This window comes from Umezawaea sp. (assembly GCF_036375055.1).
Taxonomy (GTDB): Bacteria; Actinomycetota; Actinomycetes; order Mycobacteriales; family Pseudonocardiaceae; genus Umezawaea.
In genome coordinates, this window is record NZ_DASUSQ010000165.1 from 22,072 (window position 1) to 44,912 (window position 22,841).

22 protein-coding genes and 1 tRNA gene are annotated in these 22,841 nt (G+C 71.9%); 16 read left to right on the forward strand and 7 right to left on the reverse strand.

Translation table 11 applies throughout. The features are described from left to right. The first annotated feature begins 146 nt into the window (after window positions 1-146). From VFZ92_RS38800 to VFZ92_RS38810, 3 genes are all read left to right on the forward strand, one after another. A complete protein-coding gene (locus VFZ92_RS38800) occupies window positions 147-1,166 on the forward strand; it encodes an ADP-ribosylglycohydrolase family protein (RefSeq protein WP_330882473.1) in 1,020 nt (339 codons plus the stop codon). 261 nt (window positions 1,167-1,427) lie between these two features. Then, window positions 1,428-2,033, forward strand: a complete 606-nt coding sequence (locus VFZ92_RS38805) for a TetR/AcrR family transcriptional regulator C-terminal domain-containing protein (RefSeq protein WP_330882475.1) — start codon at window positions 1,428-1,430, stop codon at window positions 2,031-2,033. 54 nt (window positions 2,034-2,087) lie between these two features. Next, a complete protein-coding gene (locus tag VFZ92_RS38810; RefSeq protein WP_330882477.1) occupies window positions 2,088-2,660 on the forward strand; it encodes a TetR/AcrR family transcriptional regulator in 573 nt (190 codons plus the stop codon). Here VFZ92_RS38810 and VFZ92_RS38815 read toward each other — a convergent pair. From VFZ92_RS38815 to VFZ92_RS38825, 3 genes are read right to left on the reverse strand one after another with little or no spacing between them, the layout of a single operon-like run. Further along, entirely contained in the window at window positions 2,657-3,409 is a 753-nt protein-coding gene (locus tag VFZ92_RS38815) for an FAD:protein FMN transferase (protein WP_330882479.1), read from the reverse strand. The genes VFZ92_RS38810 and VFZ92_RS38815 overlap by 4 nt on opposite strands. 2 nt (window positions 3,410-3,411) lie before the next feature. Next, window positions 3,412-3,906, reverse strand: coding sequence for an FMN-binding protein (locus VFZ92_RS38820; RefSeq protein ID WP_330882482.1), 495 nt, complete (start codon window positions 3,904-3,906; stop codon window positions 3,412-3,414). Window positions 3,907-3,917: 11 nt separating this feature from the next. Next, the gene (locus tag VFZ92_RS38825) at window positions 3,918-5,285 is read right to left on the reverse strand and encodes a ferredoxin reductase family protein (RefSeq protein WP_414720109.1); all 1,368 of its coding nucleotides are present in this window, start codon (window positions 5,283-5,285) and stop codon (window positions 3,918-3,920) included. Between the two features lie 147 nt (window positions 5,286-5,432). On the opposite strand from VFZ92_RS38825, the gene VFZ92_RS38830 reads away from it, so the two are divergent. Beyond that, entirely contained in the window at window positions 5,433-6,131 is a 699-nt protein-coding gene (locus VFZ92_RS38830) for a response regulator transcription factor (protein WP_330882484.1), read from the forward strand. After that, window positions 6,128-7,522, forward strand: a complete 1,395-nt coding sequence (locus VFZ92_RS38835) for a sensor histidine kinase (RefSeq protein WP_330882486.1) — start codon at window positions 6,128-6,130, stop codon at window positions 7,520-7,522. Before VFZ92_RS38830 ends, VFZ92_RS38835 begins: the two co-directional genes overlap by 4 nt. Here the strand turns inward: VFZ92_RS38835 and mgrA are convergent. Continuing rightward, entirely contained in the window at window positions 7,508-8,533 is a 1,026-nt protein-coding gene (gene mgrA / locus VFZ92_RS38840; protein WP_330882488.1) for an L-glyceraldehyde 3-phosphate reductase, read from the reverse strand. The genes VFZ92_RS38835 and mgrA overlap by 15 nt on opposite strands. Window positions 8,534-8,822: 289 nt before the next feature. After that, window positions 8,823-8,898 (reverse strand) — tRNA-Thr (locus VFZ92_RS38845). A gap of 386 nt (window positions 8,899-9,284) precedes the next feature. On the opposite strand from VFZ92_RS38845, the gene VFZ92_RS38850 reads away from it, so the two are divergent. The 4 genes from VFZ92_RS38850 to VFZ92_RS38865 all read left to right on the forward strand — a co-directional run bounded on the left by VFZ92_RS38850 (window position 9,285) and on the right by VFZ92_RS38865 (window position 14,970). Further along, window positions 9,285-10,607, forward strand: a complete 1,323-nt coding sequence (locus tag VFZ92_RS38850) for a threonine/serine ThrE exporter family protein (protein WP_330882490.1) — start codon at window positions 9,285-9,287, stop codon at window positions 10,605-10,607. Between the two features lie 83 nt (window positions 10,608-10,690). Then, window positions 10,691-12,127, forward strand: a complete 1,437-nt coding sequence (locus tag VFZ92_RS38855) for a trehalose-6-phosphate synthase (protein ID WP_330882492.1) — start codon at window positions 10,691-10,693, stop codon at window positions 12,125-12,127. A 50-nt stretch (window positions 12,128-12,177) separates the two neighbouring features. After that, a complete protein-coding gene (otsB, locus tag VFZ92_RS38860; protein WP_330882494.1) occupies window positions 12,178-14,709 on the forward strand; it encodes a trehalose-phosphatase in 2,532 nt (843 codons plus the stop codon). 129 nt (window positions 14,710-14,838) lie between these two features. Continuing rightward, window positions 14,839-14,970, forward strand: coding sequence for a hypothetical protein (locus VFZ92_RS38865; RefSeq protein WP_330882496.1), 132 nt, complete (start codon window positions 14,839-14,841; stop codon window positions 14,968-14,970). A gap of 6 nt (window positions 14,971-14,976) precedes the next feature. Here VFZ92_RS38865 and radA read toward each other — a convergent pair whose 3' ends face one another. Then, window positions 14,977-16,350 carry a DNA repair protein RadA gene (gene radA, locus VFZ92_RS38870; RefSeq protein ID WP_330882498.1) on the reverse strand — a complete coding sequence of 458 codons (1,374 nt, stop codon included), beginning with the start codon at window positions 16,348-16,350 and terminating at the stop codon, window positions 14,977-14,979. Window positions 16,351-16,552: 202 nt separating this feature from the next. Next, window positions 16,553-17,320: a hypothetical protein gene (locus VFZ92_RS38875; RefSeq protein WP_330882500.1), complete on the reverse strand. Its 768-nt coding sequence runs from the start codon at window positions 17,318-17,320 to the stop codon at window positions 16,553-16,555. A 294-nt stretch (window positions 17,321-17,614) separates the two neighbouring features. Here VFZ92_RS38875 and VFZ92_RS38880 point away from each other — a divergent pair, with 294 nt between their 5' ends. The 7 genes from VFZ92_RS38880 (at window position 17,615) to rlmB (ending at window position 22,801) form a co-directional block, all read left to right on the forward strand. Further along, window positions 17,615-18,103: a CarD family transcriptional regulator gene (locus VFZ92_RS38880; protein WP_012782996.1), complete on the forward strand. Its 489-nt coding sequence runs from the start codon at window positions 17,615-17,617 to the stop codon at window positions 18,101-18,103. Between the two features lie 28 nt (window positions 18,104-18,131). Next, entirely contained in the window at window positions 18,132-18,824 is a 693-nt protein-coding gene (gene ispD / locus VFZ92_RS38885) for a 2-C-methyl-D-erythritol 4-phosphate cytidylyltransferase (RefSeq protein WP_330882505.1), read from the forward strand. After that, window positions 18,821-19,285: a 2-C-methyl-D-erythritol 2,4-cyclodiphosphate synthase gene (ispF, locus tag VFZ92_RS38890; protein WP_330882507.1), complete on the forward strand. Its 465-nt coding sequence runs from the start codon at window positions 18,821-18,823 to the stop codon at window positions 19,283-19,285. The genes ispD and ispF overlap by 4 nt, the downstream gene beginning before the upstream one ends. Then, on the forward strand, window positions 19,285-19,671 hold the full coding sequence (locus VFZ92_RS38895) for a PPOX class F420-dependent oxidoreductase (protein WP_330882517.1): 387 nt from the start codon (window positions 19,285-19,287) through the stop codon (window positions 19,669-19,671). Before ispF ends, VFZ92_RS38895 begins: the two co-directional genes overlap by 1 nt. Window positions 19,672-19,736: 65 nt before the next feature. Beyond that, entirely contained in the window at window positions 19,737-20,384 is a 648-nt protein-coding gene (locus VFZ92_RS38900; protein WP_330882509.1) for an HAD-IA family hydrolase, read from the forward strand. 46 nt (window positions 20,385-20,430) lie between these two features. Beyond that, window positions 20,431-21,825, forward strand: a complete 1,395-nt coding sequence (cysS, locus tag VFZ92_RS38905) for a cysteine--tRNA ligase (RefSeq protein ID WP_330882511.1) — start codon at window positions 20,431-20,433, stop codon at window positions 21,823-21,825. 4 nt (window positions 21,826-21,829) lie between these two features. Next, window positions 21,830-22,801, forward strand: coding sequence for a 23S rRNA (guanosine(2251)-2'-O)-methyltransferase RlmB (gene rlmB / locus VFZ92_RS38910; protein ID WP_330882513.1), 972 nt, complete (start codon window positions 21,830-21,832; stop codon window positions 22,799-22,801). Window positions 22,802-22,841: the final 40 nt, after the last annotated feature.

Consider the following 22,841-nt stretch of genomic DNA (forward strand, 5'->3'; position numbering starts at 1 on the left):
GTGTGGCAAGACCCGTGTCAGATACCTGCCACACCAACTTGGTTCGGTAACGCACGACTCCGGTGACCGGACGTGGACGGGACGACTAGGGTTCTGGGCTCACGACCGGCAGAGCAGGAGGGCATGTGCCGCGCGACCCTTTGGCGGTGGTCGACCGTGGAGCCGCGTGCCTGCTCGGAGGGGCGCTCGGCGACGCGTTGGGCGCACCGGTGCAGTACCTGGGCTGGGCCGACATCCAGCGCGACCACGGCCCCGAAGGGGTGGTGGCGCCCCCGCGGCCCGCGCTGATCACGGACGACACGCAGCTCACCCTCTTCACGGCGGACGGGTACCTGCGGGCCTACGTGCACGGCCGCAAGACGGGTGGCTGGGAGCCGATCGAAACGGTTTGGCACAGCTACCGGCGGTGGCTGGTCACGCAGCAGATCGCCGCTCCCGAGCCGGGCGCGACGGGTCTGCTGGCGAACGAGCGGCTGTACTCCAGCCGGTCGCCGGGGCTCACGTGCCTGCGCGCGCTGGCGGCGGACGTGCCGCCGACGCCGGAGGCCCCGCACAACGAGTCGTCGGGCTGCAACGGCGTCACCCGCACCGCGCCCGCCGGGTTCGCCCCGAGCGCGGCCATCGCGTACGACCTCGGCTGCCGGTTCGCCGCGCTCACGCACGGCGGTACGGGCGGCTGGGTGTCGGGTGGGGCGCTGGCGCTGCTGGTGCACCTGCTCGCGGTGCGCGGGCGGCCGGTGCGCGAGGCGGTGGACCAGGTGATCGGCCGGGTGCTGCGGGACGACCCGTACACCGCGAACGCGTTGAACCGGGCCGTCGTGTTCGCCGAGGAGCACCGCGAACTCGGGTTGGACTCGGTGCGCGTCGACCGGTTGGGCAGCGGGTGGACCGGGCCGGAGGCGTTGGCGATAGCCGTCCACACCGTCCTCGTGTACCCGAGGAAGTCGGAGTTCGTGGACGCGCTCCGCGCGGCGGCGAACCACTCGGGCGGCAGCGACGCGACGGCGGCGCTCACCGGCAACATCCTCGGCGCGCTGCACGGAACCGCTGCCCTGCCAAGGGATTGGCTCGTCGGGCTGGAGCTCGTGGACGAGCTGACCGAACTCGGCCGCGACCTCGGCAGGTCCGCGTCGGGCGAGGAGTTCGACGAGTCGCGGTACGTCTGACCGCGGCGGAGGGGTGGACGGCCCCGGCGCACAAGCTCCCGAAGACGAGTGCGCCGGGCCGCCCTTCCACGGGTTGGTCCACAGCAGTTCGGGTCTCGCCCCGAGCGCGAAACCCGACTTGCTCTTGATCAACATCCGTGGAGCGGGAGCAGAACTCCCTTGCACAGCAAGATAGCAGAGCCCTGTGCGTACCGTCACCCCCGGTCGACGCTCCGACACGTCCCGCGGTCCGATTCCCGTTGGCGCGCTTATGGTGTGGCGATGCGCCTGGACCGGACGGTGAGCGTGAGGACCGCGCTGGAGCAGCTCAACGAGGTCGGCCTGGACGACCTGACGCCGCGCCGGATCGCCGCGGATCTGGACGTCCGGGCGCCCGCGCCCCACTGGCACGTGAAGAACGAGCGCGAGCCGCTCGACGACATGGCGGCGACGATCTTCGCCGACGCACTGTCCGGTTTGGAGACTCCGCGCCGGGGCGGGTCGTGGGTGGAGTGGACCGCGGGGACCGCGCGCGGCCTCAGCACGACGATGCCCGCCTACCGCGACGGCGCCCGCGTCCCGTCCGGCACGCACCTGAGCAACGCCGTGCTGGGCCGTCCGGTGGAACTCGCGCTGCGGACCCCGTGCGACGCGGGCTTCACCGTCCGGGACGCGGCCCGCGGCATCACGTCCGTCCACTCCTGCGCCCAGGGTTTCACCGTCGAGGTGCAGGCGGAGCAGACCGACCGGTCCACACCGGACGCCGACGACCGCTTCCCCCTCACCGCTCGGGCCCGTGCGGAACTGGACACCGACCCGGAGGAGCGGTTCGAGCACGGCCTCCGGCTGATGCTGTCCGGGCTCCGGCCGTCCCGGTTCGCGGGCTAGCCGCCGGTAGGCTGGAAGCGGAGCGAACTCCGTCGAGCGGCCCGAGGAGGCGACGTGCCGGACAGCGAGGCGAAACCGCTGCGCGCGGACGCCCAGCGCAACCGCGACCGGCTGGTGGCGTCCGCGTTCCGCCTGTTCGTGGAGCAGGGGCTCGACGCCACCGTCGACACGATCGCCAAGGACGCGGGCGTCGGGATGGGCACGCTCTACCGGCACTTCCCGACCAGGGAGGCGCTCATCGAGGCCGCCTACCGCTCCCGGTTGGACGAGGTGTGCGACGCGGCGGCGGAACTCGTGGCGACGGTCTCCCCCGAGGAGGCGCTCCGGACGTGGATGGACCGGTTCCTCGACTACATCAGCACGAAGCGGGGGCTCAAGGACGCCCTGCACGCGGTGATCTCCTCCGGCGGCAACCCGTTCGCGCACAGCAGGCGGCGCCTCCACGACGCGCTCGCGACGCTGCTCGCCGCCACCGCGGCCGCGGGTGTGACCAAGCCGGGGGTGAACGCGGGCGACGTGCTGCTCAGCCTGAGCGGGGTGTCGCTCGCGGCGGGCGAGCCGGAGCAGCGCGAGCAGGCGGGCCGGATGCTCGACCTGCTGCTCGACGGCCTGCGCCCCCGCGCCTAGGCCGCCACCGGCAGGCCCGGCGTGCGGAACACCCGGCGCTGCGAGTCCACCGCGAACACCTCGCAGCCCGGCTGGGCCGCCGCCCAGGCGATGCCCTCCACGCCCATCGCGTACGCGGCCGTGGCCGCCGCGTCGGCCGTGGTCAGGTCCTTCGCCACGACGGTGATGCTGAGCAGGCCGCGGGCAGGCTCGCCGGTCCGGCCGTCGATGATGTGGTCGCCGCGCTCGTAGGACGCGGACGTGGCCGCGGCCCCGTCGCGCAGCTCCAGCACGACGCACAGCTGGTCCGCGCGCTCCGGGTGCCGAACGCCGACCCGCCACGGCACGCCGGGCTCGGACTCGCCGAACGTGACGACGTCGCCGCCCGCGTTCACGCAGAACCGGCGCGCGCCCGCGTCGTGCAGCATCTCGGCCGCGCCCTGCACCGCCCAGCCCTTGACGATGGCGCACGGGTCGAACCCCCGGCCGGGCAGCCACGACGTGAACGCGCCGCCGGTGCTCTCCTCGTAGAAGTCGCACAGGTCGATCACGTGCGCCAGCTCGTCGCTGAGGTCGGCGGGCTCCAGCTCGGCCCGGCTGAGGCGGGCGACCTCGCTGTCCTCGCGGAACGGGCTGAAGCGGGCGTCCACCTCGCGCAGCCAGGCGAACGCCCCCTCCACCGCGTCGTGCGACCGCTCGTCGCCGTCGCGCAGGTCCACCGAGATGGGGAACCCCATGATGTGCTCGACCCTGCGCACCCCCGCCAGCACGGCTAGTTCCCCCTGGCGTCGATGGCGGACTGGAGGGACTGGACGTACGCCTCGCTGGTCTGGGTCGCGCCCGACACGCTGTCGACGTCCGCGGTCCCGGCCTGGAGGGTCTCCTCGATCAGCGTCGGGACGGCCGACTTCGTCGGTCCGGTGTTGGGCTGCTTGAGCAGCTTGACCGCGGTGATCTTGTTGCCGGTGAAGGTGACCTGCACCTGGACGTCGCCGTGGACGGTCTTGACCAGCTTGCCGTTGACCGTCTTCGCGGCGGCCGTGGCGGGCGGCTTGGTCGTGGTGGTCGCGGGCGGCGTCCCGGTGCCGTAGCCCGAGCCGTCCGGCGCGGTGGCCGAGGGCGCCTCGGACGAGGTCTGCGCCTCCGGCACGACACCCGCCTCGGCGGCGACCTCGGTGGTGCTCGCGGTGTGCGCCTCGTACTGCCAGAGCGGCACGAGTCCGGCCACCGACAGCACGGCGACGGGGATTGCCCTGTGGATCTTCATGTCGTCCTCTCTCAACCGGCCATGCTGAAGCGTTCGGCGTGCACCTGCTGCTTGGGGACCTTCAGCTCGCGGAGGCTGTCCACCACCGCGCGGGTCATCGCGGGCGGGCCGCAGACGAACACGTCGCGGTCGCGGATGTCGGGGACCATCCCGACCAGGCTGTGCGGGCCGAGCATCGGACCGCGGGGCGTCGGCGCGCTGGACGGCCCGGTGAGCAGGTGCAGGATCGCGCCGCGGGCGTGGGCGAGGCTGCGCAGCTCGTTCATCAGCACGGCGTCGTTCGGGTTGCTCACCCGGTACAGCACGACCACGTGGCCGCGGATCTCCTCCAGCAGCGCCCGGATCGGGGTGATCCCGACGCCGCCCGCGACGAGCACGGTGTTCGGCCGCGTGCGGTGCATCGACGTGAACGCGCCGTACGGGCCCTCGGCGAACACGCGGGTGCCGACCCGGATGCCGCGCAGGCTCGCGCTGCCCTCGCCGAGCGCCTTGGCCGTGAGCCGCAGCGAACGGCCGTCCGGCGCGGCGGACAGCGAGAACGGGTTGGCCTTGTACCAGCGGTCGGGGGTCAGGAAGCGCCACAGGAAGAACTGGCCCGCCCTGGCCGGGATCTTGTCCAGGTCCTTGCCCGTGATGTAGATCGACACCACGTTGTGGGCCTCCGGCACGACGGCGGCGACCCGCAGCCGGTGGCGCAGGTTGCGCCACAGCGGCAGCCCGAACCGGCCGACCACGACGGAGCCCAGCGCGAACGCCCACAGCCCCCACCAGTAGGCCGTGGCGGCGGGCGACGAGATGAACGTCGAGCCGATCGCGACCTGGTGGGTGAACGCCAGCACCACGGCCACGTAGGCGTAGAAGTGGATGAAGTGCCAGGTCTCGTAGGCCATCCGGCGCCGGGCGAACCGGGCGGACGCGCCGCCGATCACGATGATCAGCACCAGCGCGACGACGGCCCGCAGCACGCCCTCGACCGTGGTCGCCAGGTCGACGAACTGGTCGACCGGCGACAGCTCGGACTGCTGGGCCAGGCCGAGGGTGATGAACACGGCGTGCGCGACCAGCGTCCACAGCAGCGTGAAGCCGGTCCAGCGGTGCCACGTCGTCAGCCGGTCCATCCCGATCCTGCGGTCGAACCACGGCAGCCTGGCGATCAGCAGGAACTGGAACGCCATCGTCAGCGCGGCGTACAGGCCCGTGACGCGGCCGAGCAGGAGGAGCGCGTTCGTGCCGAACCCGCTCTGGGCGAAGAAGTAGGTCACGGCGACGACGTTGGCGCCCATCAGTGCGTACAGGCCGGTCCTGGCCACGGTCGCGGGGCTGGTGGTGCCGCCCGCCTGGACCTGCGTCGCGCCTGGCGGTGTCTGAACGGTGGTCACGGGCGTGCTCCTCTTGGCCGTTGTCTCCTCGCAGCTTGGTCGGCCCAGCTAAGCGCCGACTGAGCGGATGCTGTCGACTAGCTGTTGATCGGCCTGGAGGGGTCCGATCGCCTCGCCCCCGGAAGGGCGGTGCCTCACCATGTGCACGTGGACAAGGCCGATTCGGTTCGATTGCTCGTCGTCGACGACGAGCCGCACATCGCAGACCTGGTCGCCACGGTGGCCCGCTACGAGGGCTGGCAGGCCGTCACCGCGGGTAGCGGCGAGGCGGCGGTCAAGGGGGCCGTGGACTTCCACCCCGACATCGTGGTGCTCGACCTGATGCTCCCGGACATCGACGGGTTCTCCGTCCTGGACCGGCTGCGCGCGTCCGGCACGATGGTGCCCGTGGTGTTCCTCACCGCGCGGGACGGCACGGCCGACCGCGTCGCGGGGCTCACCAGGGGTGGCGACGACTACCTCGTGAAGCCGTTCTCCGTCGAGGAGCTGATGGCGCGGCTGCGAGCCGTCCTGCGCCGCAGCACCGGTCCGGCGTGGCAGCGGTCGGTGCTGAAGGTGGCGGACCTGGCGCTGGACGAGGACACCCGCGAGGTGCGGCGCGGCGGCCGGGTCGTCACGCTCACCCCCACCGAGTACGAGCTGCTGCGCTACCTGATGCGCCGCTCCCCCGCCGTGCTGACCAAGGCCCAGATCCTCGACCACGTGTGGGAGTACGACTTCGGCGGGCGCTCCAACGTGGTCGAGCTGGTCGTGTCGCACCTGCGGCGCAAGCTCGACGACGGCGAGGAGCCGTTGATCCACACCGTCCGCGGCGTCGGCTACGTGCTGCGACAGGCGTCTCCGTGAGGAAGGGGCTCCGGCCGCGCAAGCTCACCCTGGGCACGCGGCTGGTGCTGAGCCTCGGCGCGCTGGCCCTGGTCGTGTTCGCGGCCGTGGGCACGGTCATGTGGACCAGCATGCGGAGCTACCTCGACGGCAAGCTCGACGAGCAGATGCGGCTCGCGCAGATCGCCGAGACCGAGACGGTGAAGAACTACGGCACGGTGAAGAAGGTCCCGCAGGGCTGGTACTCGATCGTCTACACCGTCCAGGACGGGAAGGCCGAGCCCAAGAGCGGTGACCGGCCGAACGACCTCGACGAGCTGACCGAGGTCGCCAAGGAGGCCAGGGGCGGCGACGTGTACCGCACCGTCCACCTCTACGGCGAAGGCACGTACCGGGTGCGGGCGTGCGGGGTCGTCGACGGCGTGGTGCTGGTCAGCGCCGCGCCGACCGGCGACCGCGACAGCATCCTGCGGGAGCTGATCAGCCTGGAGGCCGTGGTCTTCCTGGCGGCGCTGGTCGCGTTCGTGCTGATCGGTCGGGGCGTGCTGCGGCGCGGGCTGCGGCCGTTGAGCGACATGGCCGACACCGCGCACACCATCTCGACCCGCGACCTCACCGACTCCGGGCGGCTGCCGGTGCGCGCCTCCGGCGAGGGCGGCGGCGTCGAGGTCGAGGAGCTGCGGACCGCGTTCAACACGATGCTCGACCACATCGACTCGTCGCTGGCCGCCCGCACGGCCGCCGAGCAGCGGCTGCGCCGGTTCGTCGCGGACGCCTCGCACGAGCTGCGCACCCCGCTGACGTCGCTGCGCGGCTACGCCGACCTGTTCCGCTACGCCGCCGCCAACGAGCCCGCGGAACGCGAGGCGCACCTGGAGAGGATGCGCGGCGAGGCGTCCAGGATGAGCCTGCTGCTGGACGACCTGCTGCTGCTCGCGCGCCTGGACTCCGCCGAGGTCGAGACGCCGCTGCGGCTCCAGGACGTGGACCTGGCCGAGCTGGCGTCGGACGCCGCGAGCGCGTTCACCGCCGCGTACCCCGACCACCCGCTGAGCACGGACCTCGGCACCGGTCGGGTCCGGCTGAGGGCCGACCCGATGCGGCTGCGGCAGGTGCTCGACAACCTGCTCACCAACGCCGCCGTGCACACGCCGCCGGGCACCGCCGTGTCGCTGGCGGTGTTCCGGACCGGCGTGGTCGTGGCCGACTCCGGCCCCGGCATCCCCGAGGCCGACCAGTCCCGCATCTTCGACCGCTTCTACCGCGTCGACGACTCCCGGACCCGCCAGCGCGGCGGCAGCGGGCTCGGGCTCGCCGTCGTGCACTCCCTGGTCGCCGCGCACGGCGGCACCGTCGAGCTGAGCGGCGAGCCCGGCCGCACCGCGTTCACCGTGCGACTAGACGGCGTGTGAGGGCGCCCAGAGGTCGATCCCGGACTCGACGGCGTGCTCGTCGATCGCCGTGATCTCGTCGTCGGTCAGCGGCGGCGCGTCCAGCGCCGCGACGTTGGCCTCCAGCTGCTCCACCGAGCTGGCGCCGATCAGCGCCGAGGTGACCCGCTGGTCCCGCAGCGCCCACGTGAGCGCGAGCTGAGCCAGCGACTGCCCGCGGCCTGCCGCGATCTCGTTCAGCGCCCGCACCCGCGCCAGGTTCTCGTCCGACAGCAGGTCCGTCGACAGCGACTTGCCCTGCGTGGCCCGCGACCCCTCCGGCACGCCGCCGAGGTACTTGTCGGTCAGCATCCCCTGGCCGAGCGGCGAGAACGCGATGCAGCCCGCGCCGATCTCCTCCAGCGCGTCCAGCAGCTCCGGCTCGATCCAGCGGTTCAGCATCGAGTACGACGGCTGGTGGATCAGCAGCGGCACACCGGCCTGCCGCAGCAGTTCAGCGGCTTCGCGGGTCTTCGTCGCCGAGTAGGACGAGATGCCGACGTAGAGCGCCTTGCCCTGCTGGACGGCGCTCACCAGCGCGCCGACGGTCTCCTCCAGCGGCGTCTCCGGGTCGAACCGGTGCGAGTAGAAGATGTCGACGTGGTCGAGCCCCATCCGCCCCAGCGACTGGTCCAGGGAGGACAGCAGGTACTTCCGCGAGCCGAAGTCGCCGTACGGACCGGGCCACATGTCGTAGCCGGCCTTCGTGGACACCACCAGCTCGTCCCGGTAGGGCCGCAGGTCGTCGACCAGCAGCCTGCCGAAGTTCGTCTCGGCCGACCCGTACGGCGGGCCGTAGTTGTTCGCCAGGTCGAAGTGCGTGATGCCGAGGTCGAACGCCCGCCGCACGATCGCCCGCCCCGACTCGTACGGCCGGTCGTCGCCGAAGTTGTGCCACAGGCCGAGCGAGATGGCGGGCAGCTTCAGTCCGCTGCGTCCGGACCTGCGGTAGGACATGCGGTCGTAGCGCGACTCTTCCGGGAGGTAGGCCATGCGTCCACGATGTCACGTCCACCGCGGACGAGCAGTCCTCGGGCTGACGCGGACGTGCCGCTCCTCCGCGGGACGTGCGGGAGGGACGGCCCAGGCGGTTCGCGACCGGGCGGGGTTGCCCGCACCCGGACGGTCCACCGGCACGGCGCAGGGCCGCGGTCGTGACTCGTCGGGCTCCACGACCAGGCGTTCGACCACCCCCGCGAAGCCCCGCGTGCCGCAGGCCGCGTGGGAGGGGGCCGATCCGGTCGTCGGTCCGGGACGGCCCGCGGAGGACGCTGGCCAGGGGTGGAGCCGGTGAGGGGACTTGAACCCCTAACCTTTCGCTTACAAGGCGAGTGCTCTGCCAATTGAGCTACACCGGCGCGGCCATGAGGCCTGGGACATCCTAAGCGCCCATAGGGGCTGTCACCTGCGGCGAACGTCGTGGACCAGGTGCGTGTCGACTGCTCCGAATGGAGTCACGGGCCACGTTCGGAGGTCTCCCGAAGAACGTGAAATCCCTGCACAGACCCCCTGACCACTACCACTCCATGATCAACTCTGCGTGACCGGATCCCCCTGCCTGGGTAATCCGTTCAGGGGTGTCCGACGACACAGACCGAAATGTGCAACGGTCGGGCGTGGCGACTCGATCCCCCACGGGACGAATCAGAGGAGGTGGCTCCGGGTGGGCCTCGGCAGTGCACGCCCCGCCTGGCTGCGCCGAACTCGGAAAATCGGCACTGACCAGCACGAACAGCGCACGGCGGTGTTCGGCCCCGAGCCGTTGGACGAGGCGACGGTGCACCTGGTGCTGGACCTGGCGCTGCGGGTCGGTGAGGCGCAGCTGGCCAGTGGCGTCGGAGCGGCGGACGTCACGGCCACCATCATCGACGTGACCGGCGCGTATGGCCTTCCCCACACCGAGGTGGATGTGACCTTCACCGCGATCACGGTGTGCTGCCACCGGGGCACCGAGGCCGCGCCGATCACCACCCTGCGGGTGGTGCGCTCGCGGAGCCTGGACTTCACCCGGCTCGCGGAGCTGGAGCACCTGATCGGCCGGATGAAGGCGGGCTCGGCGACGGCCCGCGACGCCTACGCCGAGCTTGACCGGATCACGACCGCGCCGCACCCGTACCCGCGCTGGGTCGCCACGGCGGCGTGGGCGGGCATGGCGGCGGCGGTCGCGGTGCTCGTGGGCGGCGGGCTGCTGCTGGCGCTGCTGGCCGCGGTCGTGACCGCGGTGATCGACCGGGTCGGGCGGCTGCTGAACCGGCGGAACCTGCCGTTCTTCTTCCAGCAGGTGGTCGGCGGCGGGCTGGCGACCGCGGTGGCGCTGGTGATGTACGCGACGGACCTGCTGCCGACCGTGCGGCCGTCGTTGCTGGTGGCGGTGGGCATCGTGGTGCTGCTGTCCGGCCTGTCGCTGGTCAGCACCGTGCAGGACGCGATCAGCGGCTACAACGTCACCGCGGCAGGCCGGACGATGGAGATCGTCCTGCTCACCGCGGGCCTGATCTCCGGGGTCGCGCTCGCGCTGCGGGCGGGCGTCCAGTTCGGCGTGCGGACCTCGATCGCCGAACCGCTGCCCGCGCTGATCACCGACGTGCCGGTGCAGTTCGCGGCGGGCTCGGCGACGTCGTTCTTCTTCGCGATGGCGAGCTACGCCCAGCCGAGGGCGCTGCTGGTGGCGGCCGTCGCGGGCGCGGTGGGCACGACGTCGTTCGGCCTGCTGGCGGTGACGGGGACCAACGCGATCACCAGCTCGGCGGTCGCGGCCACGCTCGTCGGGTTCGGCGGCGCGGTCCTGTCGCGGCGGCTGAGGATCCCGACGCTGGTCGTCTCGGTCGCGGGGATAACGCCGCTGCTGCCCGGCTGGACGGTCTACCGGGGGCTGTACCAGCTCACGGCCGAAGGTGACTCCGAAGGCCTGTCGACGCTCGTGCTGGCGACCGGCGTCGCACTGGCCCTGGCGGGTGGCGTCGTGCTCGGCGAGCACCTCGCCCGGCCCGTGCGCAGCGGGCTGAGCCTGCTCGAACGGCGGTTCGTGACGACGCGCACCGCGTCGAGTCGGGTGAACTCGGTGTGACGGCCGCGACGGGAGGGCATTCCCCGAGGTACCGGCCCTCTACCCTCGGGCTGGGCGAATCGAGCACAGGAGGCGCGTTTCCGGTGAGCGGCATTGGCGAGAACGGGGCGGATTTCCTGGTAGTGGCGAACCGCCTCCCGGTCGACCTCGAACGGCTTCCCGACGGCACCGAGCGGTGGAAGCACAGCCCCGGCGGACTGGTCAGCGCGCTGGAACCGTTCCTGCGCACGCACAGCGGCGCGTGGATCGGCTGGCCCGGTGTCGCGGACGCCGAGGTCGAGGCGTTCGAGGAGGCAGGCCTCCAGCTCCACCCGGTGCGGTTGAGCGCCGACGAGGTCCAGGACTACTACGAGGGTTTCTCCAACGGCACCCTCTGGCCCCTCTACCACGACGTGGTCGCGCCCCCGGCGTTCCACCGGCACTGGTGGAACGCCTACACGCGGGTCAACCAGCGCTTCGCCGACGCGACCGCGAAGGTCGCCGCCCAGGGCGCGACGGTGTGGGTGCAGGACTACCAGCTGCAACTCGTCCCGGCGATGCTGCGCGAGCAGCGACCCGACCTGAAGATCGGCTTCTTCCTGCACATCCCGTTCCCCCCGGTCGAGCTGTTCATGCAGCTCCCGTGGCGCACGGAGATCATCCGCGGGCTCCTCGGCGCGGACCTGGTCGGCTTCCACCGGCCCGGCGGCGCGCAGAACTTCCTCTGGCTGGCCCGCCGCCTCGTCGGCCTGGAGCCCAGCCGCGGCGCGGTCGGCGTGCGCACCCGGCCCGGTGTCGTGCAGGTCGGCGACCGCACGGTGCGGGTGGGCGCGTTCCCGATCTCGATCGACTCGGCCGGGCTGGACTCGCTGGCGCGCCGCAAGGACGTGCAGGCGAGGGCCAAGCAGATCCGGTCCGACCTCGGGAACCCGAAGAAGATCTTGCTCGGGGTGGACCGCCTCGACTACACCAAGGGCATCGACGTCCGGCTGCGGGCGCTGCACGAGCTGCTGGAGAACGGCCGGATCGACCCGGAGGACGTGGCGATGGTGCAGCTCGCCACCCCGAGCCGCGAGCGCGTCGAGCACTACAAGCAGATGCGGGGCGACATCGAGCAGATCGTGGGCAGGATCAACGGGGAGTTCGCCAGGGTGGGGAGGCCGGTCGTGCACTACCTGCACCAGTCGGTCGACCGCGAGGAGCTGGCCGCGTTCTTCAGCGCGGCCGACGTCATGGTGGTGACCCCGGTGCGCGACGGCATGAACCTCGTCTGCAAGGAGTACGTGGCGACGAGGTACGACCTCGGTGGTTCACTGGTGCTCAGCGAGTTCGCCGGAGCAGCCGCGGAACTGACGAGCGCGTACCTGGTCAACCCCCACGACCTGGACGGGGTCAAGAACGCCCTGGAGTCCGCCCTCACCATCGACCCCGCCGAAGGCCGCCGTAGGATGCGCGCCCTGCGACGCCAAGTTCTGACCCATGACGTCGACCGTTGGGCGCGGTCGTTCCTCGAAGCTCTAGGCACGCAGACCGCGATCTGAACCACTTCAGACCACATGACCTGTCCCATCGAAGAGACTGAGGAGGGGCGTTGACCGCCGAGGCCCTCCCCGCGGACCTGCGCCGAGCGATCGTGCAGTTGGCTCGCACCCCACGACTGCTGGTGGCGTGCGACTACGACGGGACACTTGCACCGATCGTCGCCGATCCCGAACAGGCCCGCCCGCTGCCCGAGTCCGTGGGTGCGCTGCGCTCGCTGGCCGGGCTCCACGAGACCACCACGACAGTCATCTCCGGCCGCGCCCTGCGGGACCTCGCGACGCTCTCGCGGCTCCCGTCCGAGGTGCACCTGGTCGGATCCCACGGCTCCGAGTTCGACGTCGGCTTCGTGCACGCGCTCGACGCCGACGCCAAGGCGCTGCACCGCAGGCTCGAAGCGGAGCTGGAGCAGCTGGTAGCGGGCAACGAGGGCGTGGGCCTGGAGGTCAAGCCCGCCAGCATCGCCGTGCACGTCCGCCGCGCCGAGGCCTCGATCGGCCAGTCCGTGCTCGACGCGGTCCGCTCCGGGCCGTGCACGTGGGACGGCGTCCACGTCACCGAGGGCAAGGCCGTCGTCGAGCTGGCCGTCGTGCAGACCGACAAGGGCCACGCCCTCGACGTGCTGCGCCACCGGGTCGGCGCGACCGCCGCGGTCTTCGTCGGCGACGACGTGACCGACGAGAAGGCGTTCGCCCGGCTGTCCGGGCCGGACGTCGGCATCAAGGTCGGCGAGGGCGAGTCCCTGGCCGAGTACACGATCGACGACACGACCGACGTCGCCACGGTGCTGGCGTTCCTCCTGGAGGAGCGGCGGAACTGGCTGCACGGCGACCAGGCCGTGCCGATCGAGCGGCTGACGATGCTCGCCAACGAGCGGTCCGTCGCGCTGGTCACGCCCGACGCGCGGATCAACTGGCTGTGCCACCCGGAGCCGGACTCGGCCGCGGTCTTCGCGGACCTGCTCGGCGGCCCCGAGGCAGGCCACTTCTCGATCAAGCCCGAGCACGGCTCGCTGCCCCTGGGCCAGCGCTACGTGCCCGGAACCATGATCGTGGAGACCCGGTGGTCCCGACTGCTCGTGTCGGACTACCTGGACCACTTCAGCGCCTCGCACCGCACGGACCTGGTCCGGCGGATCAGCGGCTCCACCAACGCGGTGATCACGTTCGCGCCGCGGCCGGAGTTCGGCCAGGTGCCCGTGCGGCTGCTGCGCGAGCGCGACGGCCTGCGCGTGGTCGGCACGTCCGACCCGATGGTGCTGCGGTCCCCCGGCGTCGACTGGGAGATCACCTCGGACGGCCTCCAGGAGACCGCTCGCGCGGTCGTCCGGCCGCGCGAGGGCGCCCCGGTCCTCCTCGAACTGCGCTGCGGCACGGACGACCTGTCCGACGCCACGCTCAGCGAGGCCGACCGCCGGGAGCGCGCGGGCGCGTACTGGTCGGACTGGGCGGCGACGCTCAAGCTCCCGCCGTTGCAGACCGAACTGGTGTCGCGCTCGGCGCTGACGCTCAAGGGCCTCGTGCACGCCGACACCGGCGCCATCATGGCGGCCGCGACGACGTCGCTGCCCGAGGAGCTGGGCGGCATCCGCAACTGGGACTACCGCTACTGCTGGCTGCGGGACGCGGCGCTGACCGCCCAGGCGCTGGTGTCGGTGGGCTCCACGGTCGAGGCCGAGGCGTTCCTGGGCTGGGTGCACGGCGTCCTCGCCACGCTCCCCGGTCCGGAGCGGCTGCACCCGCTGTACACGTTGCAGGGCACGATGCTCGGTGCCGAAGCCGTGATCGACACCCTCCCCGGCTACGCCGGGTCCCGCCCGGTCCGCGTGGGCAACCTCGCGAACCAGCAGGTCCAGCTCGACGTGTTCGGCCCCGTGGTCGACCTCGTCGTGGCGCTGGCGGAGGCGCGCGGCTCGGTGACCGACCAGGACTGGCTGATGGTGCAGGCCATGGCCGAGGCCGTCGCCCGCCGCTGGCACGAGCCCGACCACGGCATCTGGGAGGAGCGGCACGCGCCGCGCCACCACGTGTACTCCAAGGTCATGTGCTGGGTCACGATCGACCGCGCGGTGAAGCTGGCGGAGGCCTACGGCCGCACGGTCGACCCGTCGTGGCCGGTCCTGCGGGACACGATCTCCACCGACGTGCTGAAGAACGGGTGGAAGGACGAGGCCCAGTCCTTCACCACCGCGTACGACGACTACGACCTCGACGCGGCGTCGTTGCACGTGGGTCTGTCGGGTCTGATCGACCCGGCGGACGAGCGCTTCCAGTCCACCGTGACGGCGATCGAGGCCGAGCTGCGCAGCGGCTCGACCGTCTACCGCTACCGGCGCGACGACGGCCTCCCCGGCGACGAGGGCGGCTTCCACCTGTGCGCGGCCTGGATGATCGAGGCCTACCTGCTCACCGGCAGGCGCACTGAGGCCGAGGAGCTGTTCGCGCAGATGGTCGACGCGGCGGGCCCCACCGGTCTGCTGCCCGAGGAGTACGACCCGGTCGCCGAGCGCTCGCTGGGCAACCACCCGCAGGCGTACAGCCACCTGGGCCTGATCCGCTGCGCCCAGCTGCTGTCGGCGGAGTAGGACCCGCTCGTCCCGAAGGCCCTCACGGCGACGCCGTGGGGGCCTTCGGCGTTTCCGTTGAACCGTTCTCGACGCCGGTCCGTGTGGGAGGTGCCCACCCCGACGCCGGAGAGCAAGCGAGGACCAGCGATGGACGACGACCGCCACGGCCACCAGCTCCGCCCCACCCGCGCCCGCCGCTCCTCCCGCTCGGCCACGGGCCGCTCCACGGGCCGCTCGACGACCCCCAAGGGCCGCCCGGACGCCACCAGCAGCCGGTAGGCCGCCTCACTTCCCCTTGTTCAGCCCCAGCACGTCCAGCGCCGTGAAGAGGTCGTGCGCCACCAGTGCCCGGACCCCGTCCGGCAGCGGTCCGGCGTCCGGCGGCACCAGCGCCTTGGTGAAGCCCAGCCTGAGCGCCTCCGCGAGCCGCTTGCCGACGCCGTTGACGCGGCGGATCTCACCCGCCAGGCCGACCTCCCCCAGCACCACCAGGTCGGCGGGCAGGGCGATCTCGCGTTCCGCGGACGCCACGGCGAGGACCACGGCCAGGTCGGCCGCGGGTTCGGTGAGCTTCATGCCGCCCACGGTCGCGGTGAACACGTCCTTCTGGAACAGGTTGACCTTGCCGCGCTTCTCCAGCACGGCCAGCGCCATCGCGATCCGGGCGGAGTCCAGGCCGCTGACCGCGCGGCGGGGCGCGGGGAGGTTCGTCTTCGCCACGAGGGCCTGCACCTCGCCGAGCATGGGCCGCTTGCCCTCCACGATGACCGTCACGGCCGTGCCCTCCACGGCCTGGTCGCGGCGGCTCAGGAACAGCCCTGACGGGTCGGGGACGCCCACGATGCCGTCGTCGCGCAGCTCGAAGCAGCCGACCTCGTCGGCCGCGCCGTAGCGGTTCTTGATGCCCCGCAGCAGCCGCAGCGTGGAGTGCCGGTCGCCCTCGAACTGGAGGACCACGTCGACCAGGTGCTCCAGCACCCTCGGCCCGGCCACGGAGCCGTCCTTGGTGACGTGGCCGACCAGCACGACCGGCAGGTTGCGCTCCTTGGCGAGCGCGATCAGGCCCGCGGCCACCGTCCGCACCTGGCTGACGCCGCCCGCGACGCCGTCGACGTTCATCGACGACATGGTCTGCACCGAGTCGATGATCAGCAGGCTGGGTTTGACCTCGTCGACCTGCCCGAGGACGGCGGACAGGTCGCTCTCGGCGGCCAGGTACATCTCGCCGTGCAGGTTGCCGGTCCGCTCGGCCCGCAGCCGCACCTGGCCCGCGGACTCCTCACCGGTCAGGTAGAGGCTCCGGCCGACCTTCGACGACCACTGGTAGGCGACCTCCAGCAGCAGCGTCGACTTGCCGACGCCCGGCTCGCCCGCCATGAGCACGACGGCGCCGGGCACGATGCCCCCGCCGAGCACCCGGTCCAGCTCGTCCACGCCGGTCTTCGTGGCCCGCGCCGACTCGATGTCGACCTCACCGATGGGCCGCGCCCTGGACGTGGGCGCCCCGGCCACGATCCGGGCCAGCGGTGTGGCCGACCCGCGCTCCTCGACGCTCCCCCAGGCCTGGCACTCGGAGCACCGACCGACCCACTTGGCGAACTCGAACCCGCACTCGGCACACCGGTACTGCGGACGCGCGGCACGAACCTTGTTTGGCACACCCGAGACGGTAGAACACCCCACCGACACGAAAACCCCGCCCACGAGGACGGGGCCCTCCAGCGCGAGGCCGCGTCGGTAGGTCGGTTCCCATTTTTTTCGAGCAGGGCAGGGACGAAGTCTCTGCCCTGCTCGAAAAAGATCGGGGCCGACGTGCCGACTGATGGCGGCCGAGCCGCCGCGACGTAGTCGCGGCCAAGTCTCAGTGCTCGGTCTTGCCCTCGGGCCGGGGCTTGGGGTCGGCGCCGATGGGCAGGTCGAGGGTGATCGGACCGGCCTTCTCGAACAGCAGCGTCACCTTCGCGGTGTGGCCGGGGCGGAGTTCCTTGGTCAGCTTGACCACGATCTGGACCTTGCCGAGCACCGTGGGCTCGGCGGAGGAGGTCGGCCGGTTGGAGGCCGGGGTCGACACGCCGCTGGTCGGGGAGCTGCTGCCCGTGACCGACGAGGTGGCGGAGGACGGCGATCCGGTGGTCGACGGCGCCCCGGTCGTCGACGAGGAGTCGGACGAGGAGGACGGAGCCGAGGAGGACGGAGCCGACGAGCTGCCCGAGGGGGCGGAGGTCGCGGTCACCGAGGGCGTGGAGTGGGCGCTGCCGCTGCGGTCGAGGTCGGCGAACAGGGACGCGACGGAGGTCTGCGGCTCCAGGTCGACGTCGCCGCTCAGCTCGGCCGTGCCGACCTCGCCGGAGACGGAGAGGAGCTTGTCCGCGTCGGTGCCGTTGTTCACGATCGTCACGACGACGGGGGCCTCGTCGCCCGCCTGGTAGTCGTGGCCCGAGACCGGGAAGGCGAACTGCGCGTCGCGCACCGCGATGGAGCCGACGTTGCCCGAGGCGCCGTCGACCGTGGCGACCTGGGTGTCGGTCTGCGTGACCTGCCCCGCGCTGCACCCGGCGAGCGCGAGCCCGAGGCCCGTTGCGAGCGCGACCACGACGGCGAGACGGGACTTCTGCTCTGCGCGACCCACGGCTGCAGGATCCTTCCTGGTGTACGGCGAGAGGGTCCGCCCTGGAAACCGGGCCGACCACCGGTGCAGGAGCCTAACGGGGTGGCGTCGGACGGGCCGAACGTGGTGCCCCGGAGGGCGCGTTCGGCCCCACCTGGGACGTGAGCGGAGAGCGTCCGACCATAGGTGTGGCACGTCAACAGGTGGTTTGTCAACCCCCCGCATGGCCCTGACCAGCCATTACCCAACTCCGGAGGCCGGTGAGGGGATTGCCCGGCGTGTTAGGATGGGGGTAGCGAAAGGGGCAGAGGACACATGGTTTTCAAGGTCGGAGAGACCGTCGTCTACCCGCACCACGGTGCCGCTCTCATCGAAGCGATCGAGACCCGTGTGATCAAGGGCGAGGAGAAGAAGTACCTCGTCCTGAAGGTCGCACAAGGCGACCTCACGGTTCGCGTGCCCGCTGACAACGCCGAGATCGTAGGCGTGCGCGACGTTGTCGGCCAAGAGGGTCTCGACAAAGTCTTCGAGGTCTTGCGTGCTCCCCACACCGAGGAGCCGACCAACTGGTCGCGGCGGTACAAGGCAAACCTTGAGAAGCTCGCCTCCGGCGACGTGAACAAGGTGGCCGAAGTGGTGCGTGATCTCTGGCGGCGCGAGAAGGATCGCGGTCTGTCCGCGGGCGAGAAGCGGATGCTGGCGAAGGCTCGGCAGATACTGGTTAGCGAACTGGCGCTGGCCGAGGGCACCGACGAGGACAAGGCTGAGGTCCTCCTCGACGAGGTCCTCGCTACCGCGTCCTGATCGCACGAACTCCACTCGGACCGCGGACGTGAGTGTTGTCGCGCTCGTGCCCGCGGCCGGTCGGGGTGAGCGTCTCGGCTACGGCATGGCCAAGGCGCTCGTGCCGGTCAACGGGGTTCCGCTTCTGGTTCGTGCCGTGCGCGGCCTGCTCGACGCGGGGTGCGTGCAACACGTGGTAGTCGCTGCCCCACCGTCCGATGTGGACACGATGTGCACCGTGACCGCCTCGCTGGCTTCGGCCGGCGGGGCGGTGCACGTGCTTGCGGGGGGTGCCGAGCGCACCGACTCCGTTCGTCTCGCGTTGGAGTACGCACTCCGTGAGATCCCCGACACCCGGATCGTGCTCGTCCACGACGCCGCCCGCGCGTTCACGCCCGGCGAGGTCGTCCGGCGGGTCGTCGAGGCCGTCGAGGCGGGTCGTCCCGCCGTCATCCCGGTGCTGCCGATGGCCGACACCGTCAAGCAGGTCGACGCGGGCGGCGTGGTCGTCGCCACCCCGGACCGCTCGGCGCTGCGGATCGTGCAGACCCCCCAGGGCTTCACCGCCGACGTGCTGCTGCGCGCCCACGCGTCGGGCGTGCGGGCCACCGATGACGCCGGCCTCGTGGAACGCCTCGGTGTGGCGGTCACCACCGTCGCGGGGCACCCGAACGCCATGAAGATCACCACACCGTTCGACCTCGCTGTCGCCGAGGCGCTGCTCACCGGAGGAACCACTTGAGGGTCGGCATCGGCACCGACGTGCACCCCGTCGAGGCGGGTCGCGACTGCTGGGTCGCGGGGCTGCTCTGGGAGGGCGTCGACGGCTGCGAGGGCCACTCCGACGGCGACGTGGCCGCGCACGCCCTGTGCGACGCGCTCCTGTCCGCCGCGGGGCTGGGCGACCTGGGCGCCGTGTTCGGCACCAGCGACCCCCGCTGGTCCGGCGCGCGCGGTGTGACGCTCCTCAAGGAGGTCCGCAGGCTCGTCGAGGAGTCCGGCTACCGCGTCGGCAACGCCGCCGTGCAGGTCATCGGCAACAACCCGAAGATCGGCAAGCGGCGCGCCGAGGCCGAGTCGACCCTCTCGGAGGCCGTCGGCGGCCCGGTCTCGGTGTCCGGCACCACGACCGACGGCCTCGGTCTCACCGGTCGCGGCGAGGGCATCGCCGCCATCGCGACCGCGCTGGTCGTGGTCGCGTGATCCTCAACGACGCCGTCCGCGCCCTCCTGGACGCCCGGAACTACGCCGTGCTCTGCACCACGAACCCCGACGGCAGCCCGCAGTCGTCCGTGATCTGGGTCATCCGCGACGGTGACGACCTGCTGTTCTCCACCCTCGAGGACCGCCGCAAGGAGCGGAACCTCCGCCGCGACCCCAGGGCCAGCGTCAGCGTCTTCGACCTCGCCGACCCCGAGGTGTACGCCGAGGTCCGCGGCACGGTCACCATCACCGAGGACGAGGGCCTGGTCGTCGGCCACGCCCTGTCCCGGAAGTACACCGGTCAGGACCACGAGCCGGCCCCCGAGGGCCACGTCCGCGTCGTCCTCCGCCTGACGCCCACGAAGGTCACCGGCCACGTCGCGTAGGTCGCCCTGCCGAAGCCGTCACAAACGCTCCCCAACATGGTCCAGACCAACATAGGTTGAGGGGCATGGCCCTCCGCGCGGTGCTCTTCGACTTCTCCGGCACGCTCTTCCGCCTCGAACACGACGCGCTGGAGGAGCACGGCGACCTGATGCGCGCGCTCACCGCGCCGGTCGGCGTGGCCGAGGGGCTGACGCCGGAGATGGAGGAGCTCTGGCTGCGGCGCGACCTCGACGCCGAGGTGCACCGGGACGTCCACGTCGTCGCGCTCCGGGCCGCCGGGCTGACCGAGCCGGGCGCGGCGCTCGCGTTCTACGAGCGGCTGGTCAGCGCGGCCTACTGGCGGGCGTACCCGGACACCGTCGAGGCGCTGCGCACGGTGTCCGAGGCAGGCCTGCGGGTGGCCGTGGTGAGCAACACGGGCTGGAACGTCCGGGCCGTGCTGGACCGCTTCGGGGTCAGCCACCTGGTCGACGAGGTCGTCCTCTCCTACGAGGAGGGGCTGATCAAACCGGACCCGAAGATCTTCCTGCTGGCGTGCGAGCGGCTGCGGGTCGACCCGTCCGAGGTGCTGATGGTCGGCGACAGCGAGGAGGCCGACGGCGGGGCCGCCGCGGTGGGGAGCAGGGTGGCGATCGTCGAGCCGCTGCGGACGGCCGAGCGGCCTACCGCGCTGGTCGACTCGCTGCGGAAGCACGGCATTATCCCCGTTTGAGCGGTCGATTCACCCCGCTCACGCCTTCGCCCGTACCATTCGTGATGTGAGCCTCCACCTGTACGACACCGCGACCCGGTCCATGCGGGAGTTCCACCCGCTGGTCAACGGTACGGCGTCGATCTACGTGTGTGGGGCGACCGTGCAGGGCGTACCCCACATCGGCCACGTGCGCAGCGGTCTGAACTTCGACGTGCTGCGCCGCTGGCTCGCGCGCGGCGGCGCCGACGTGCGGCTGGTGCGCAACGTCACGGACATCGACGACAAGATCCTCGCCAAGGCAGCCGAGCACGGCAGGCCGTGGTGGGAGTGGGCGCTCACGCACGAGCGCGCGTTCGAGGACGCCTACGACGCGCTCGGCTGCCTGCCGCCGTCGTACGCGCCGCGCGCGACCGGCCACGTGACGCAGATGGTCGACCTGATGCGGCGGCTCATCGACGGGGGGCACGCGTACGCGGCGGGCGGCGACGTCTACTTCGCGGTGCGCTCGTTCCCCGAGTACGGGGCGCTGTCGGGGCAGAAGCTCGACGAGGTGTTCCAGGGCGAGGGCGAGGTGCGCGGCAAGCGCGACCCCCGCGACTTCACCCTGTGGAAGGGCGCGAAGCCCGGCGAGCCGTCGTGGCCGACGCCGTGGGGCGCGGGCCGTCCCGGCTGGCACCTCGAGTGCTCGGCGATGGCGACGGAGTACCTCGGCAGCGAGTTCGACATCCACGGCGGCGGCATCGACCTGGTCTTCCCGCACCACGAGAACGAGCAGGCGCAGTCGCGGGCGGTCGGCGACGGCTTCGCCCGGTACTGGATGCACAACGCCTGGGTCACCATGAGCGGCGAGAAGATGTCCAAGTCTCTCGGCAACGTGGTGTCGATCCCGGAGATGCTGAACCGGGTGCGCGCGCCCGAGCTGCGCTACTACCTCGTGACGCCGCACTACCGGTCGACCATCGAGTACTCCGAGGGCGCGCTGGAGGAGTCGGTGTCGGCGTACCGCCGCATCGAGTCGTTCCTGCGCCGCGTCGTCCAGCGGACCGGCGTCGTCTCGCTCAGCGGGGAGCTGTGCCCGGAGTTCGTCACCGCGATGGACTCCGACCTCGGCACCCCGCTCGCGGTCGGCGCGCTGCACAACAAGGTCCGCGAGGGCAACTCGGCGCTGGACGCGGGTGACGACGAGGCCGCGCGGGAAGCCGCGGGCTGCGTGCGCGGAATGGCCGACCTCCTGGGGCTGGACCCGTTGTCCCCCAAGTGGAACGAGGCCACCAGCACGGACACCGGTGCCCGCCAGGCCCTCGTGGCGCTGGTGGCGCACGTCTTGGAAGAACGCCTGCAGGCCCGCAAGGACCGGGACTTCGCCAGGGCGGACGCGTTGCGCGACCGCTTGAAGGCCGCAGGGATCGCCGTCGAGGACAACCCCGACGGTTCGCAGTGGACATTGAGGGACGACTGAGCTCGTGGCTGGTAACTCCAAGCGCAAGGGCGCGATGCGCAACCCCGGTTCGAAGAAGGGTGCCGTCGTCGGCTCCGGCGGGCAGAAGTCCAAGGGCCTCCAGGGTCGTGGCCCGACCCCGAAGGCCGTAGAGCGCCCGAACCACCCGGCCTACCGCCGGGCGACGAACGCGGCCAAGGCGGCGAACACCGAAAAGGCCAGGGCCCGCCGCAAGAACGAGGGCCAGGCCGAAACCGTCGCGGGCCGCAACCCGGTCGTGGAGTGCCTGCGCGCGGGCATCCCCGCGACGGCGCTGTACGTCGCCATCGGCATCGACTCCGACGACCGCGTGGCCGAGTCGGTCGCCCTGGCGGCGGACCGCGGCATCTCCGTGCTGGAGGTGACCCGCGGTGAACTGGACCGCATCACCGGCGGCGCCCTCCACCAGGGCCTGGGCCTCCAGGTCCCGCCGTTCAGCTACGCCCACCCGGACGACCTGCTGGAGTTCACCCGCCAAACCCGCGACCAGCCGCTGCTGGTCGCCTTGGACGGCGTCACGGACCCCCGCAACCTGGGCGCGGTCGTCCGCTCCGCGGCGGCCTTCGGCGCACAGGGCGTCCTGCTGCCGCAACGGCGCTCGGCCAGCATCACCGCGGTCGCCTGGCGCTCCAGCGCGGGCACGGCGGCCAAGGTGCCGATCGCCATGGCGACGAACCTGACCCGCACCCTCCGCGACTGGGCGGACGAGGGCTTCATGATCGTCGGCCTCGACGCGGACGGCGACGTGGACGTGGACGGCCTGGAACTGGCAACGGGCCCGCTGGTGGTGGTCGTCGGCTCAGAGGGCCGAGGCCTCTCCCGCCTGGTCAAGGAGACCTGCGACCAAACGGTCTCGATCCCCATGGCGGCAGGAGTCGAGTCCCTCAACGCCTCGGTGGCGGCGGGCGTGGTACTGGCGGAAGTAGCCCGCAGGCGCCGAGCAGCCACCAAGGCCTAACAGCACAACCACAACAGACGCACAGCCGGGCGGTCGCCCG

What these genes read in the sequence shown, in the direction of transcription:
- VFZ92_RS38805 (WP_330882475.1), top strand. Translation starts at nt 1,428, where the DNA reads ATGCGCCTGGACCGGACGGTGAGCGTGAGGACCGCGCTGGAGCAGCTC.
- VFZ92_RS38865 (WP_330882496.1), top strand. Translation starts at nt 14,839, where the DNA reads ATGGACGACGACCGCCACGGCCACCAGCTCCGCCCCACCCGCGCCCGC.
- mgrA (WP_330882488.1), bottom strand. Translation starts at nt 8,533, where the DNA reads ATGGCCTACCTCCCGGAAGAGTCGCGCTACGACCGCATGTCCTACCGC.
- VFZ92_RS38820 (WP_330882482.1), bottom strand. Translation starts at nt 3,906, where the DNA reads ATGAAGATCCACAGGGCAATCCCCGTCGCCGTGCTGTCGGTGGCCGGA.
- VFZ92_RS38900 (WP_330882509.1), top strand. Translation starts at nt 19,737, where the DNA reads ATGGCCCTCCGCGCGGTGCTCTTCGACTTCTCCGGCACGCTCTTCCGC.
- VFZ92_RS38880 (WP_012782996.1), top strand. Translation starts at nt 17,615, where the DNA reads ATGGTTTTCAAGGTCGGAGAGACCGTCGTCTACCCGCACCACGGTGCC.